Here is a 15,340-nt window from a genome sequence, read left to right on the forward strand (position 1 = left end):
AACTGTTTTACCGCGTTTTGAACCGGGATCCGCAAGGGTCCCGTTTTTTTTGTCGTTTTTACCGCAAAGCGGCGTGATGCATCATACGTGTTCACTCCGTCATCACCCCGTTAAAATCCAAAAAAATAGGGCCAGCAAGCTGACCCCAGGGTTTCAGTAACAGGATTTAGGTTCGTTGGATCAGAACTTCCAGGTGAAACCGGCGTTAACGCTGTTGTCCTGGTAGTTTTGCGACAGCAGGCCACCGTAGCCCAGTGACAGCGTGGCGTTCTTGTTCACCGCCACTTCTGCACTGGCCTTCAGCACTGCACCGTCACGCGAGGCCGACACGCTGTTCACCACAAACGGCGAGTTGCCGCCGTTGAAGCGCAGCCCGGTGCCGCGATCCAAATCGCCGTACTGATGCTGCCAGCCCAGCTCGCTGCGCAGCGCCACCGAAGTGGTTTTGCTCGCCTGCCACTGGGTATCAGCTCGCAGCCCCAACGTCGACACCGTGGCGTCGGTGTGCTGTTTGTCGCCGTGCAGCGCCGCTGCCCCGCCGTCTTCCGAGATACCGTTGTTCTGGAAGTTGATGTACGCCAGATTGGCGAACGGCTCCAGATTGACCCAGTCAGCCTTCACGCTGTAACCCGCCTCGGCGAACACTTGCTCGGTGCGCGCGCTGTATTTCGCGGTTTCGCGATCTGATTGCATGCCGTAATTGACCGAACGTGAGGTATCGAAACGGTGCCAGGTGTAGCCACCGCCGGCACGCAGCGCCAGCTCACCGAACTGTTTGCCGCCGTACACCGCCAGGTGGTAGTTATCGCTGTCCGCATTCGAGCCGTAGCCACCGTCCAGCGAGGTCCGGGTGTAACCGGTCGCCACGCCCATGCGCCAGTCATCCGCCAATGCCGAGTCCAACCCCACCAGCACGCCGTAGGTCGAGGCCTGATAGCCCGTCGCATTGGCATCGCCCGACGCATGGTCCCAGGCACCCAGCAACTGCGCCCAGGCACCGCCGTCGTCGTCAGCCTTGATGTCCGGCGAAGTCGCCAGCCCTTCTGCCTGCCGCAAGCGGCCGTTCAACGCCTCACGCAGGTAACGGCTGTCGTTCACCTGTGCCGAGGCAATATCCGCGTGGATCTGCCCGGACAACTGACGGAACGCCTGACGGGCTTCCCCTGTAGATCCAGCATTGAGGATGCTCTCGTACACCGGATTGCCCGCCGCCAAGGCATCTGCCGCTGCCGCGACCGCACGCTCGTTCTGGGTTGCTGCCACGCTGGTGAAGCTGGTGTCGTTACGACCGACGTTCAACGTGACCTGATTCGGCTGGTAAGTCAGCCCGGTGCCGAGGAACAGGTAGTTCGGGGCTACCGAATCAAACTGCCCACTGATGCCCTGTTGAGCAGTCAGGATGTTGTACTGCTGGCCGAGCAGGCTACGGACTTCGCTTTGCGACAGAAGATTAGTGCTGTTCTCCAGCGAGACCACCACTTCACCCCCGCCGATCGTCGCCGATCCGTTGCTTTGGATCCGATCGCTCTGGCCGTTGGGGGCTACTTCCACCGCGTAACGGGAACCCGGTTCGAAACTGAGGTTACGAGTGACATTCAACGTGCCTATTGAATTGCCCGGCGCCACGGTACCGCCACTGCGGGCGGTCAGTGATCCCACTGTCCCGGAGCCACCCAGCACGCCGGCGTTTTGCACCGTGACGTCCGAAGTGACCGAGCCATTCACCGCCAGCAAGCCGGTATTCACCCAGGTCGGGCCGGAGTAGGTATTGTTGCCGGTCAGCAGCAACGCGCCCTGGCCTTCCTTGGTCAGGCCACCATGACCATAGATGTCATTGGAATAGACTTCCACCGAACAGTGGTAGTCATCGCAAATACGAGCCTGCAGCGTGCCTTGATCGATTTCAGCTCCGAAGCCAGGAATGTTGGCGACAAACTGTGACGAGCCATAAGCCACGCCCGTCGGATCCGGAATGCGGAACTCTTCAGGAATGTCTTCGACGGTATAGAACATACCTGGACCGTTAATCGCCTTGCCCAGATCGATCATCCCCCAGCCGTACAGCGCATCAATACCCGGTGCGCCCATATCGGTAGCGGTAGTTTTCAGCACGTCGGCAATTTGCGCCGACGTCATATACGGGAAGCGCTGCAGCAACACGGCGACCGCGCCGGTCACGTGCGGCGTCGCCATTGAGGTCCCATTTTTATTGCCGTAGTCCGAGACCAGCTGATTCGGGTCTGAACCGTTGGCCACAGTGCTGTAGATTTTACTGCCCGGTGACGAGACACAGAAACTGGCGGTATAGCCACAGCGTGAAGAGAAGCTGCTGATGGTATAAGGCACGCTGTTGGTGGAGGCATCATCTTGCGCAACGCTGGCAACCGACAACCAGTTAGGCGCAATATCCGGTACAAAATAGGCCAATCCACTGATCACGTCCGGTTGGTTGTAGTTGCCGTCATTACCGGCGGCGAACAGCACCAGAATATTTTTACGTGCCGCATCGATCGCGCCCTGATAACCGGCCCCCGCCAAACTGCCCAGCAGCGGTTTCACCTGATCAAACTGTTCCTGTGCGTCTTTCAGCTCGAAATGCAGTGCATCGGGGTTTTTGCCATTATCCGACAGGAAATCGGGAATACTGACGCCCCAACTGTTATTGATGACCCGCACGCCGTTGTTGATCATCGCCTGCCAACCCGCGTTGGTCACACTGCCGTCCAGCCCGAGGAATTCGCCATACGCCGGGCCGTCATTGTCGTTATCAACGCTGATGATTTGTGAGTCAAAAGCCACACCATGCATGCCGGTGCCGTCACGATTGGCCCCGCTGATACCGGCCACGTGGACGCCGTGGTTACTTAGCGTCGCACCGTTATAGAAATGGAAAGTACCGTCGAAGTAAAAACGATCGCCGGCCTTAATATCTGTCCGATGCGGGTCGGTATAGGCTCTATTGCCCTGGGTAACCACATTCACCAGTTTGCCGTCACCGGTAAATTCAGGGTGCTTGTTCACCGGAGTATCGAAGATGCCCACCTTTTGCCCTTTACCGGTATAACCCGCGGCATAGGCCTCATCGGCGTGAATAGCCCCCAACCCCCAGTTGGCATTGAATTCATTACTGCGCCAGCTTGCCGGATCGCCTATCTTGCCGCCTTCCGTATAGGGTGCGGCCTGTACGCCACCTGCCGCCAACAACGCGCACAGCAAGGCGTTCAATTTCCATGTTGGCGCCAATACCGGTTTGTTCTTTCCTGTCGCTTGCTTCATTCCCTTATCCTTTTTGTTTTAGTCAAACCGCCCCCCGAAGAGGCGGCTTGTCCCTCAGTTTTTAAGATCAGAAATTCCAGGTGAAACCGGCATTAACGCTGTTGTCCTGGTAGTTTTGCGACAGCAGGCCACCGTAGCCCAGTGACAGCGTGGCGTTCTTGTTCACCGCCACTTCTGCACTGGCCTTCAGCACCGCACCGTCACGCGAGGCCGACACGCTGTTCACCACAAACGGCGAGTTGCCGCCGTTGAAGCGCAGCCCGGTGCCGCGATCCAAATCGCCGTACTGATGCTGCCAGCCCAGTTCGCTGCGCAGCGCCACCGAAGTGGTTTTGCTCGCCTGCCACTGGGTATCAGCTCGCAACCCCAACGTCGACACCGTGGCGTCGGTGTGCTGTTTGTCGCCGTGCAGCGCCGCTGCACCGCCGTCTTCCGAGATACCGTTGTTCTGGAAGTTGATGTACGCCAGATTGGCGAACGGCTCCAGATTGACCCAGTCAGCCTTCACGCTGTAACCCGCCTCGGCGAACACCTGCTCGGTGCGCGCGCTGTATTTCGCGGTTTCGCGATCTGATTGCATGCCGTAATTGACCGAACGTGAGGTATCGAAACGGTGCCAGGTGTAGCCACCGCCGGCACGCAGCGCCAGCTCACCGAACTGTTTGCCGCCGTACACCGCCAGGTGGTAGTTATCGCTGTCCGCATTCGAGCCGTAGCCACCGTCCAGCGAGGTCCGGGTGTAACCGGTCGCCACGCCCATGCGCCAGTCATCCGCCAATGCCGAGTCCAGCCCCACCAGCACGCCGTAGGTCGAGGCCTGATAGCCCGTCGCATTGGCATCGCCCGACGCATGGTCCCAGGCACCCAGCAACTGCGCCCAGGCACCGCCATCGTCGTCAGCCTTGATGTCCGGCGAAGTCGCCAGCCCTTCCGCCTGCCGCAAGCGGCCGTTCAGCGCCTCACGCAGGTAACGGCTGTCGTTCACCTGTGCCGAGGCAATATCCGCGTGGATCTGCCCGGACAACTGACGGAACGCCTGACGGGCTTCCCCTGTAGATCCAGCATTGAGGATGCTCTCGTACACCGGATTGCCCGCCGCCAAGGCATCTGCCGCTGCCGCGACCGCACGCTCGTTCTGGGTTGCTGCCACGCTGCTGAAGCTGGTGTCGTTACGACCGACGTTCAACGTGACCTGATTCGGCTGGTAAGTCAGCCCGGTGCCGAGGAACAGGTAGTTCGGGGCTACCGAATCAAACTGCCCACTGATGCCCTGTTGAGCAGTCAGGATGTTGTACTGCTGGCCGAGCAGGCTACGGACTTCGCTTTGCGACAGAAGATTAGTGCTGTTCTCCAGCGAGACCGCCACCTCACCCCCGCCGATCGTCGCCGATCCGTTGCTTTGGATCCGATCGCTCTGGCCGTTGGGGGCTACTTCCACCGCGTAACGGGAACCCGGTTCGAAACTGAGGTTACGAGTGACATTCAACGTGCCTATTGAATTGCCCGGCGCCACGGTACCGCCACTGCGGGCGGTCAGTGATCCCACTGTCCCGGAGCCACCCAGCACGCCGGCGTTTTGCACCGTGACGTCCGAAGTCACCGAGCCGTTAATCGCCAGCAGGCCCTGATTGATCAATGTCGGCCCCGCGTAACTGTTATTGCCGGTCAGTACCAATGTGCCGATGCCCTGTTTGGTCAGGCCACCGTGTCCGGAAATGTTGTTGCTCCAGACATCCAACCCGCAATGCGTATCGTCACACACGCGTTCGGTCGGTTTTCCCTTGTCCAGCAACGCGCCGACGCCCGGTAAATTCACCACAAACTGTTCCGGGCCGTAGGCACCGCTAACACGGAACTCCTCAGGAATATCCTGTTCGGTGACAAACATGCCCGGGCCGTTAATCGCCTTGCCCAGATCGATCATCCCCCAGCCATACAGCGCATCGATACCCGGAGCGCCCATATCAACGGTGGTGGTCTTCAGCACCGAAGCAACCTGTGCGCCGGTCATGTACGGGAAGCGCTCCATCAGCACCGCAATGCTACCTGCCACGTGCGGTGCCGCCATTGAAGTCCCGCTGTATTTGGCGTAACCGGTAGTCAGGTTATCTACGCTGTTGCCTTCGATGATCGAGCTGTACACCTTGGTCCCCGGTGCGGCAACGCAGAAGCTGGCGGTATAACCGCAGCGTGAGGAGAAGGTGCTGATGCTGTAATCACCGGTGTTGTTCGGATCCTGTAGGCTGGCGACCGACAACCAATTGGGGGCGATTTCCGGCACGAAATAGGCCAGACCGGCCATGGCGTCCGGGTTATTCAGGTTGTAATCGTTACCCGCGGCAAAAATGGTAACGATGCCGCTACGTGCCGCATCGATCGCGCCCTGATAAGCGCCACCGGCTTTAGTGCCAAGGATCTGTTTGATTTGATCGAACTGCTTTTGCGCATCGGCGAGCGTGAAGTGAGGATAGGCAGGATCCTTGCCGCCCTGATCAAACTTCTCAGTGATGCCGATGCCCCAACTGTTATTGATAATGCGCGCGCCACTGGCGATCAACGCATCCCAGCCGGCCTGGTACACCGCGCCATCATTACCGAGAATGATGCCGTCCTCCGGGCCCGGATCGCCGTTTTCCGCGCTGATGATTTGTGCGTTGAACGCCACGCCGTGCATCTCGCCACCATCGCGGTTGCCGGCAGCGATGCCACCCACATGGGTACCGTGTGAACCCAGAGTGCCGTCGGAGTCCACGCTCGGCGTGCCGTCATAGCGGAATACGTCGCCTTTTTTCACCGGAATATAGGGATCGGTGTATTCGCGGATACCGGTCGTCACCAGATTGATCACTTTGCCCTGGCTGGCAAACTCCGGGTGTTTGGCATACACCGGCTGATCGAAAATGCCGAGTTTTACGCCTTTCCCGCTATAACCGGCGGCGTAGGCCTGATCGGCGTGGATCGCCCCCAGACCCCATTCGGCGTTGAATTCATTACTACGCCAACTTGAAGGATCACCCGGCTTACCGCTCTCTACATAAGGCGCAGCCTGCGCTCCACCGATCGCCGCCAGGCAAAAAAGCACAGCACTCCACTGTGCGCGATTAACACCAATTTCAGGCCAGCCGAAGGCCGCCTGAACAGGCTTGACTCCTTTACGTCTATTTTCCATCCCAGATACCGTCCATTGTTGTTTGCAAATGTCTTATTGATTTTTTGTGTAACAGTTTCGTAACACCAAATAAATAAAGCACAACAATCTCAAGCGCGCCTAATGGGTCAAGGCGCTGGATGATCTAAACGGGAGCCTGAGGGTCGAGTAAAAAGGGGGAAAGACATAAGGATCTTCGATGGCTTTAAGCCAGCGAGAAGCGTGAATTTATTGTGCTGAGGATGAAATATAATCAAATGATAAATAAGAATAATAGAAACAAAAAAGGCCGCATGGGTATCTCCCCCGCGGCCTGTTCAACAATGCTTAAGATGCTCTTTTTATCAATTTTAATTATAACTATTGCCAATACTCACTCAGTGAAATGTGCTGGTTTTCGCCGAGAATGGCAGTAAAAATTGGACTATCATGCTAGCGGTTTTCTGCTGTTCATCGCATCTTCCTCGGCCTGACGAATAATGGCTTTCGCCATCCACTGCGTCACATCCTGAATACCACCGAGATCCAGACCCCAAATATCTTTCAGGACCAGGAAAACTTCCGAACCATAGATCAGAGAAAAAGAATGAATCACCCGCTGTAACGCCTCGGGCGGTAGTTTATTCTGCAACGGTTCTACCGCCAGGTTCAGCAGGCGTTTGCGGTTGCCGCGGACGAACTTTTCAATCGGTTTAATGGTGCTGGATTGTGCCTCGGCCCATTGCTGAAGAGACAACAGCAATGCAGCGCGCAAAGCCCCCTCATGTTGTTCCATTTGCGGATAAGCAAAGCTCAATAATTGTTGGATGCGTGTCCCAGCGTCATGGTCTGTCGGTTGCCATTCAAGAATGGGCCCCAAACTCTCGGCAACCACCGCAGTGATCAATGCACTCTGGGTGGGAAAGTAGCGATAAGCCGTCGCACGGGAAACTTGCGCATGCTGAGCCAATTCAGTAATGGAGGGAAAGGCCCCAGCATCAAACAATACCATCGCGCTAGCGAGCAACAACTTGCGAGTTCTGGCTCGGGTATGGGTTAAATCTTGGGGTAGGGTTAATGACACAGCGGACCTCTTTCTCACCAATATAACGCAGGCCAGAACAAGAGCTCAGGCGAATATACCCACTGTAACAAACTTGCCGGACTCTGCGCTATCCAAGAGAAGACGCAAATCTGTCCTTTCACTTATTGAATGAGACATCAATCTCATTTTCATACCAAACCCACTTGCAAAAATGATACTGCAGTCTCATTATGATATTGAAATTCACCGACTACGCTCAGCAACCTTAGTCAGTACCAGGGATTCAATTTATATAACCAATTAAATTATAATAAAATTATTAAAAAGCGTGGCGGCCATCCGGACCTACAATTCAGGAACAGGCTAATGAACAATAATCAGGCAATCATCTATATTGCGACGACAGCGGACACTAAAGGACGAGAACTAGCTTATGTTCGCAGCCTGATCGCTGATACTGGACTACCTACGCTAACCGTCGACTTATCGACTCATCATGTCCCGGCCAGCCACCCTGCCGATATTTCCGCAGCCACGGTTGCAAGCTATCATCCTGAAGGCGAGAGCGCCGTATTTTGTGGCGATCGCGGGAGAGCCATTGCCGCCATGGCCATTGCTTTCGAGCGATTTATGCTCTCACGGCAGGACGTGGCAGCCTTGCTTGGCCTCGGGGGCTCCGGCGGTACCGCATTGATTACGCCCGCCATGCAGCAATTACCCATTGGCCTGCCAAAGTTGATGGTGTCGACCATGGCTTCCGGTGACACCTCCGGCTATGTCGGCGCCAGTGATATAAGCATGTTGTATTCGGTTACCGACGTCGCCGGGCTCAACCGTATTTCCCGTCTCGTTTTAGGTAACGCCGCACATCAAATTGCCGGTGCCGTTCGATTTGCTACGCCGGTTGATACCGACAGTAAACCCGCCGTTGGACTTACCATGTTCGGCGTCACGACTCCCTGTATTCAGGCGGTGACTGCGGCAATTGAAAATGAGTGGGATTGCCTGGTATTTCATGCGACAGGCAGCGGTGGCCAGGCGATGGAAAAACTGGTCGACAGCCATCTGCTGAACGGGGTGTTCGATTTAACCACCACCGAGGTCTGTGACCATCTGTTTGGCGGCGTGCTGGCCTGCACAGAAGATCGCTTCGACGCGATAGCCCGTAGCGGCATTCCCTGTGTCATGTCCTGCGGTGCTCTGGATATGATCAACTTTGGTCATCCCGGTACCATCCCTGCTCACTACGCTGAACGCCAGTTCTACAACCATAATGCCCAGGTGACGCTAATGCGCACTACGCCAGAAGAAAATACCCAGATGGGCCGCTGGATCGGTGAAAAGTTGAACGCATGCGCAGGGGAGATTCGCTTCCTGATCCCTGAAGGAGGTGTTTCAGCACTTGATGCCCCAGGGCAAGTCTTTTGGGATCCTGAGGCGTTGGCTGCCTTCGTCAGCGCACTGGAAGCAACCTGGCAGCCCACAGAGAAACAGCGTCTGATCAAGACCCCTTACAACATCAACGATCCCCGCTTTGCCGACACCGCCGTGCTGCATTTCCGGGAGATCTCTCATTCTTTTTGATTGGAGTTACACATGGCCAAACATACTCGACAGGCATTACTGACCAAATTCAGGGGAATGATTGCCCGCCGCGAACCGATCATCGGTGGCGGTGCCGGCACCGGCCTATCGGCCAAGTGTGAAGAGGCCGGCGGTATCGATCTGATCGTCATTTACAACTCGGGCCGCTACCGTATGGCTGGCCGCGGTTCCCTGGCTGGCCTATTGGCTTACGGTAATGCCAACGAAATCGTGATGGACATGGCCAAAGAAGTCTTGCCGGTAGTTAAGCACACCCCGGTTTTAGCTGGGGTAAACGGCACCGATCCTTTTTGCCACTTTGATAAGTTTCTTGATGAAATTAAAAGCACGGGCTTCGCTGGTGTACAAAACTTCCCGACGGTGGGCCTGATTGACGGCAACTTCCGCGCCAATCTGGAAGAAACCGGAATGGGCTATGCGCTGGAAGTGGATATGATTCGGTTAGCGCATGAAAAAGACCTGCTGACTACCCCCTACGTTTTTAATGCGCAAGACGCGATCGCAATGACCGAAGCAGGTGCAGATATCATCGTCCCGCACATGGGGCTGACAACCGGTGGGAGCATTGGCGCAGAAACGGCGCTGACACTGGCTGATTGCGTATCTCTGATTAACGAATGGGCCCAGGCCGCCAAGCAGGTTCGCGAAGACGTCATCGTCCTGTGTCACGGGGGCCCAATAGCCACGCCTGAAGACGCTTCCTATATCATGCAGCACTGCCCGTTAGTTGATGGTTTCTATGGCGCCAGTTCGATGGAACGTCTACCTACGGAGCTCGCTTTAACCGAGACCACTCGTCAATTTAAAAAAATTAACAGAGATTGATGGGAAAATAGCTTACTCGCGCACAACACCAGGGAAACCCGTTTTTAACGGGAAGTGAAGTAGCAGTGAGATAAGCAAAAGGGCCAGAGATTAATCTGGCCCTTTTTATTTACCACATGAAATTATTACTGTGCAGTCGTCATTTTCGACTTCATGTTTTTCATGTGCTCCATCATTTTCTGTTCGCGTTTCTGATAATTCTCATTGTATTGTTTTTTCTGCTCAGGGGTCAGCAGGTTATACATTTTATTTTCAGCTTTGGCGCGCTCCAGCATATGTTCGGACTGCGCTTTGCTGATAGCATCAATTTGAGTTTTCACTTTGGCTTCATCGAAGCTGTCGGAAGCCACCATGCTATGCAGCGCCTGGCGCTCATCTTTGGTCCCTTCGCCGCGCTTCTGGTGCGATTCTTTCATGATATCGCGCATTTGCTGGCGCTGTTGCTCGGTCAGGTTCAGGCCGGCAAACGGGCCACCTTTACCTTCGCCTTTGTGGTGCATCATTTTCATGTTCATCGATGTGGCATCTGTGGTGGCCGGCGCCGTCGTCGTATCGGCTGCAAAAGCCATAGAAGCAGAACCCAGAGCCAGAGTAGAAGCGACAAATAAAGCGGTCAGTTTACGCATAATCATTTCCTTAAAATTATTCTTCATCAGGAGCGCTGTACGTGAACAGGCTCATCTTTCGTCGGAGATAATAATAGGCCGATAAATATATAGTAATGCGATGGAGTGTAAATTTATTAAAGCCAGAAACACTTTTATCCATCAATAATGAATGAATTATGAAGATAATGCGTATTATTTGGAAAGTTTGATTTCCCAGCGCATAAAACCCACCACAACATGATGTCTGTTTCTATAGGATTATTCCTGCCAGCAGCCCACTTTATTATAATGTAGCCCCCTCCGCTACAACCGCCCTGCAACAAAATGATCGCAGTGCGCGAAGCGCCAGGATCGCATCAATCTCTCGAAATCCCAGGTTCTCACTTACACTTTAAAACGTGCGGCAATTTGACGATTACAGGGCAAAACTAATTATTGCTTATATAATAGTTTCATCCCCCGCCGGTGAAAAACGTGTTATATGATGGAGATACGTGCACTACGGCCACTCCCGGGCCAGAAACCTGCGGCTGCGCTCATTGCACAGACCTGGCTGTCGTGCCCTTTTGAGGAATCATCATGTTCGCAGACCAAGGCCCTATGCTTCTTAACGCCCACTTCGGCACCAACAGCCCTTATTGGCGGTTGACGTTTGACAGCAACGCCCTGGCGTTGTCGGCAGTTAAAGGCAAAACCCATATGGCCGTGGCGCTCAGCGCCATGCAGGCGGCTACAATCCGTCGCCTGAGCGGTATTACCGCCAGCCTTGATATCACCATCACGCTCGGCGGCGAACCGATACATCTGCATCTGGTCGGGCGACGAGTCAACAATCTGGAATGGGCAGGCACCGCTTCCGCCTTCAGCGACACCCAATCGGTCGCCCGTGACTTGGTACACGGCCTTTCCTTTGCCGAGCAGGTGGTGTCAGAAGCCAACTCCGTGATTGTGATTGTCGATCAGCATGGTCGTATTCAGCGCTTCAACCGTCTGAGTGAAGAGTACACCGGCCTGCACGAACATGATGTTATTGGTAAAAACGTCTTTCAGCTGTTTATGAGCCCGGAGGAAGCTTCGGCATCGCGGCGCAACATCGCCGGCTTTTTCCGTAATGGGTCGTCCTATGAGGTGGAACGTTGGATCAAAACGGTTAAAGGCGAGCGGCTGTTTTTGTTCCGCAACAAGTTCGTTCACAGCGGCAGCGGTAAAAATGAAGTCTTTCTGATTTGCTCCGGCACCGATATCACCGAAGAGCGTCGTGCCCAGGAACGTCTGCGGGTGCTGGCCAATACCGACATCATCACCGGCCTGCCTAACCGCAATGCCATTCAGGACAAAATCACCCAGTCGATCGCCGCACGCGATGGCAACAGCGTTGGGCTGGTGTATCTCGATCTCGACAACTTTAAAAAGGTTAATGACGCCTACGGTCATATGTTCGGCGATCGTTTACTGGTAGAGGTGTCGCTGGCAGTGCTCAGCTGTCTGGCTGAGGACCAAACCCTGGCCCGGCTGGGGGGCGATGAATTTCTGGTGCTGGCCAAGCAGGCCGACCGCGAAATGCTGCAACGCCTGGCTCAACGTATTATCGACCGGCTGAAAACGCCGTTCCGTATAGGGCTAATCGAGGTCTATACCGGCTGCTCTATTGGTATTGCGCTGTGTCCAGAACATGGCAACGATCTCGACAGCCTGATCCGCAGCGCCGATACCGCCATGTACGTCGCCAAAGAGCATGGCAAACGGACCTATACCGTGTTCTCGCCGGAAATGAACAAACGCGTCGCGGAATATATGTGGCTGGATACCAACCTGCGTAAGGGATTGGAGCAAAACCAGCTGGTGGTGTATTACCAGCCAAAAATCGAGGCGATCAGCGGCAAAGTCTGTAGTGTGGAAGCGCTGGTGCGCTGGGATTCACCCGAGCGCGGTCTGATCCCACCGCTGCAGTTTATCTCTTACGCCGAAGAGTCCGGCCTGATCGGCCCGCTCGGCCGCTGGGTGCTGCAAACCGCCGCCAAACAGGCGGCTCAATGGCAACGACAAGGGCTGCAACTGCGAGTCGCGGTCAATCTTTCCGCCCGGCAATTGGTTGATGACTCCATCGTTGAGGATTTGGTGCAGGTGTTGCTGCAAAATCAGCTGGCCCCCTGCCTGCTGGACTTCGAACTCACGGAAAGCAGCCTGATTGAAGATGAGAAACGCGCACGCGAAGTGATTACCCGGCTACGCCAACTGGGCGCACAGGTCCATCTTGATGACTTTGGCACCGGCTACTCTTCGCTGGCACAGCTGGCGCGTATTCCGCTGGATGCCATTAAGCTGGATAAAAGCTTTGTGCGTGGCGTGAATGATAATCCGGTTTCACAGTCGCTGGTGCGCGCCATCGTGGCGGCGGCCGAAGCGCTCAAATTCCGGGTGATCGCCGAAGGCGTGGAAACCGAAAGCGAGAACCGATTCCTGGATGAAATCGGCGTGGATGAAAAACAGGGGTTCCTGTTTGCGCGGCCAATGCTCCCGGAACAGCTGGAACATTGGCTGCAGTCTTATCGCCCGCCATCTTCCTCAGCGTGAGGCGGGCAGGGTAACGTTAGCCGGCACGACGCAGGTTCAGCGTGTGGCGATCCTGCAGCATCACCAGACGTTCGATATAGGCGCGATCTTTCTCCTCGATAGTGAAGGCCGAATGCACCCAGTCTTCGGTAATGTCCATTAGTTCCGAACGCGTCAACTGCAACACCCGCTGACGGGCACGCAGCATGGCACGCATGCCGTTCAGTTTGGGTCGAATGGTATCGATAAAGGTACGGGTCGCTATATAAGCGTCGCCAGGCTGGAATAACTGATCGACCAGGCCACGGCTTTCAAACCATTCCGCGGTATGCGACTCGCCGCCCCAAATCAGCTCTTCCGCCAGGCGCATGTTTCCTTTACGCGCCACCAGCGAATAACCGCCCATGCCGGGGAACAGATTAAACGCAATTTCCGGGAAACCCATGCGCGCATTGTTCTGCGCCAGAACGAAATGGTGCGCCAGCGCCGCTTCAAAGCCGCCGCCCAGTGCACTGCCCTCGACCATCGCGATGCTGACCGCGCCGGTATCAAATCCGCGAGCCGCCGCATGCACGCAATCAATGCAGGCGCGTGCGTAAGCCATCATCGCCTCACGCTTGCGGTTTTTAATCGCCTCGGCAAAGAACTGCAGATCGCCGCCCACGTTGAACATGTTGGGCACCAGCGAGCCAGTAACCCAAAAATCAAACTGCAATGATGACTCTTTGGCCGCCTGCGCCAGCGTCATGATGTCTTCAATTAACGCCTGATTGAAGCAAGGACGCGGTTCGGCGCGCAGCAGCATCCACATGATGTGCCGCTCTTCCTCATAGTAGGCGGAGATTTGTGTCAAATTGCCCGCCTCGGTAAACGGACGACAGGTGGGGTGATTAAGTAATTTCATATGACCTTCCATTTTATCCAGTGATAACAGGTGAAACCGTTCCAGCCCCTACGGCTGCAGTGACGCTGCGGCAGGTAAACCGCAGCGCAACATCATGAGTAAACGCTTTCTTAGTGATGAAACAGATAAAAATTGGAGGCCGATGAACGAAAAAAACCGCGCTGGCACGCGGCTGATATAAGAATTTTACCTATCGGTGGGGAGTAACATTTCACCCGGGGAACGAACGCGCTAAGCTCACAAATTAGCCTGTTGCCCACCCGGCGGCCAAATCAGCGCGCCTTTTGGCTATAATCAAGGTTGAGAGAGCCTATTTATCGTTAAGGACATCGTGACGTAATGCCTACAGGATCAGATAAAGACCCCCGCCAGCCCAACAGTGAAGCGCCGCAAAAGCCGTTGATCGCCATCAAAACCGGCCACCAGAATATTGATCGGCGCATCTCCGGTTTTTCACGCCTGGTTGAACGCATCAAGGCCTGGCCAAGCATCGCTCACCTGCTGCGCGCCACAGAACGCTTTAACGATCGTCTGGGTAGCCAGTTCGGTGCCGCCATCACCTATTTCTCGTTTCTTTCACTGATCCCGATCCTGATGGTGTCGTTTGCCGCCGTCGGCTTTGTACTGGCATCCAATCCTGACCTGCTGACCGGGATAATTAATAAAATTGTCGGCAGCATCAGTGACCCTACGCTGGCCAGCACGCTGAAAAACACCGTCAATACCGCCATTCAGCAACGCACTACCGTCGGGCTGACCGGTCTGGCGCTGGCGCTGTATTCGGGGATCAGTTGGATGGGTAACCTGCGTGAGGCTATCCGCGCGCAATCGCGGGATGTCTGGGAACGTAATCCGCAGGATCAGGAAAAAATCTATTTCAAATACACCCGCGACTTTGTCTCGCTAAGTGGTCTGGTAGTGGCGCTGATTATCACCCTGACGCTGACTTCCATCGCCGGTTCGGCACAGTCGGCGATTGTCCGGGCGCTGGGTCTGGAAGGCATCGAGTGGCTGCGGCCGGCGATGACACTGATTGCATTGTCGATCTCCATCTTCGCCAACTACCTGCTGTTCCTGTGGATCTTCTGGATGCTGCCGCGGCATAAGCCGAAGAAAAAGGCACTGTTGCGCGGTACGTTACTTGCCGCCATTGGTTTCGAAGTGATTAAGTTTGTGATGACCATGACGCTGCCACAGGTGGCAAAATCCCCCTCCGGTGCCGCCTTTGGTTCGGTGATTGGGCTGATGGCGTTTTTCTATTTCTTTGCCCGACTGACGCTATTCTGCGCCGCCTGGATCGCCACTGCGCAGTATAAAGAAGATAAATCCCTGCCAACGTCCGAACAATCCGCACCCTGAAGCAATGCAATCATACCGGCCACTCTCTGGTGGCTGGT

The 15,340-nt window shown here is 55.3% G+C and carries 9 protein-coding genes; 4 read left to right on the top strand and 5 right to left on the bottom strand.

Annotated features, from left to right (window positions below; all coding sequences use genetic code 11):
- Window positions 1-180: 180 nt before the first annotated feature.
- From F8R23_RS19850 to F8R23_RS19860, 3 genes are all read right to left on the bottom strand, one after another.
- The gene (locus F8R23_RS19850) at window positions 181-3,276 is read right to left on the bottom strand and encodes an autotransporter outer membrane beta-barrel domain-containing protein (RefSeq protein WP_151415924.1); all 3,096 of its coding nucleotides are present in this window, start codon (window positions 3,274-3,276) and stop codon (window positions 181-183) included.
- 67 nt (window positions 3,277-3,343) lie between these two features.
- Window positions 3,344-6,445 carry an autotransporter outer membrane beta-barrel domain-containing protein gene (locus tag F8R23_RS19855; RefSeq protein ID WP_211369080.1) on the bottom strand — a complete coding sequence of 1,034 codons (3,102 nt, stop codon included), beginning with the start codon at window positions 6,443-6,445 and terminating at the stop codon, window positions 3,344-3,346.
- A 406-nt stretch (window positions 6,446-6,851) separates the two neighbouring features.
- On the bottom strand, window positions 6,852-7,487 hold the full coding sequence (locus F8R23_RS19860) for a TetR/AcrR family transcriptional regulator (RefSeq protein WP_129937313.1): 636 nt from the start codon (window positions 7,485-7,487) through the stop codon (window positions 6,852-6,854).
- Between the two features lie 327 nt (window positions 7,488-7,814).
- Here F8R23_RS19860 and F8R23_RS19865 point away from each other — a divergent pair, with 327 nt between their 5' ends.
- Together F8R23_RS19865 and F8R23_RS19870 are read left to right on the top strand one after the other, a co-directional pair.
- Window positions 7,815-9,032 carry a Tm-1-like ATP-binding domain-containing protein gene (locus tag F8R23_RS19865; protein ID WP_129937314.1) on the top strand — a complete coding sequence of 406 codons (1,218 nt, stop codon included), beginning with the start codon at window positions 7,815-7,817 and terminating at the stop codon, window positions 9,030-9,032.
- A 12-nt stretch (window positions 9,033-9,044) separates the two neighbouring features.
- On the top strand, window positions 9,045-9,878 hold the full coding sequence (locus F8R23_RS19870) for a phosphoenolpyruvate hydrolase family protein (protein ID WP_129937315.1): 834 nt from the start codon (window positions 9,045-9,047) through the stop codon (window positions 9,876-9,878).
- A 125-nt stretch (window positions 9,879-10,003) separates the two neighbouring features.
- On the opposite strand, the gene spy is transcribed toward F8R23_RS19870, so the two are convergent.
- Complete coding sequence (gene spy / locus F8R23_RS19875) at window positions 10,004-10,504, bottom strand: ATP-independent periplasmic protein-refolding chaperone Spy (protein ID WP_112349189.1); 501 nt, start codon at window positions 10,502-10,504, stop codon at window positions 10,004-10,006.
- A gap of 561 nt (window positions 10,505-11,065) precedes the next feature.
- On the opposite strand from spy, the gene pdeR reads away from it, so the two are divergent.
- Entirely contained in the window at window positions 11,066-13,060 is a 1,995-nt protein-coding gene (pdeR, locus tag F8R23_RS19880; protein WP_151415925.1) for a cyclic di-GMP phosphodiesterase, read from the top strand.
- A 16-nt stretch (window positions 13,061-13,076) separates the two neighbouring features.
- On the opposite strand, the gene F8R23_RS19885 is transcribed toward pdeR, so the two are convergent.
- Window positions 13,077-13,943, bottom strand: a complete 867-nt coding sequence (locus tag F8R23_RS19885) for a crotonase/enoyl-CoA hydratase family protein (protein ID WP_129939199.1) — start codon at window positions 13,941-13,943, stop codon at window positions 13,077-13,079.
- Between the two features lie 339 nt (window positions 13,944-14,282).
- On the opposite strand from F8R23_RS19885, the gene yhjD reads away from it, so the two are divergent.
- Window positions 14,283-15,302, top strand: a complete 1,020-nt coding sequence (yhjD, locus tag F8R23_RS19890) for an inner membrane protein YhjD (RefSeq protein ID WP_112349192.1) — start codon at window positions 14,283-14,285, stop codon at window positions 15,300-15,302.
- Window positions 15,303-15,340: the final 38 nt, after the last annotated feature.

The organism is Serratia proteamaculans, assembly GCF_008830365.1.
Lineage (GTDB): Bacteria > Pseudomonadota > Gammaproteobacteria > Enterobacterales > Enterobacteriaceae > Serratia > Serratia proteamaculans.

What these genes read in the sequence shown, in the direction of transcription:
- F8R23_RS19850 (WP_151415924.1), bottom strand. Translation starts at nt 3,276, where the DNA reads ATGAAGCAAGCGACAGGAAAGAACAAACCGGTATTGGCGCCAACATGG.
- F8R23_RS19855 (WP_211369080.1), bottom strand. Translation starts at nt 6,445, where the DNA reads ATGGAAAATAGACGTAAAGGAGTCAAGCCTGTTCAGGCGGCCTTCGGC.
- F8R23_RS19865 (WP_129937314.1), top strand. Translation starts at nt 7,815, where the DNA reads ATGAACAATAATCAGGCAATCATCTATATTGCGACGACAGCGGACACT.
- F8R23_RS19870 (WP_129937315.1), top strand. Translation starts at nt 9,045, where the DNA reads ATGGCCAAACATACTCGACAGGCATTACTGACCAAATTCAGGGGAATG.
- spy (WP_112349189.1), bottom strand. Translation starts at nt 10,504, where the DNA reads ATGCGTAAACTGACCGCTTTATTTGTCGCTTCTACTCTGGCTCTGGGT.
- pdeR (WP_151415925.1), top strand. Translation starts at nt 11,066, where the DNA reads ATGTTCGCAGACCAAGGCCCTATGCTTCTTAACGCCCACTTCGGCACC.
- F8R23_RS19885 (WP_129939199.1), bottom strand. Translation starts at nt 13,943, where the DNA reads ATGAAATTACTTAATCACCCCACCTGTCGTCCGTTTACCGAGGCGGGC.
- yhjD (WP_112349192.1), top strand. Translation starts at nt 14,283, where the DNA reads ATGCCTACAGGATCAGATAAAGACCCCCGCCAGCCCAACAGTGAAGCG.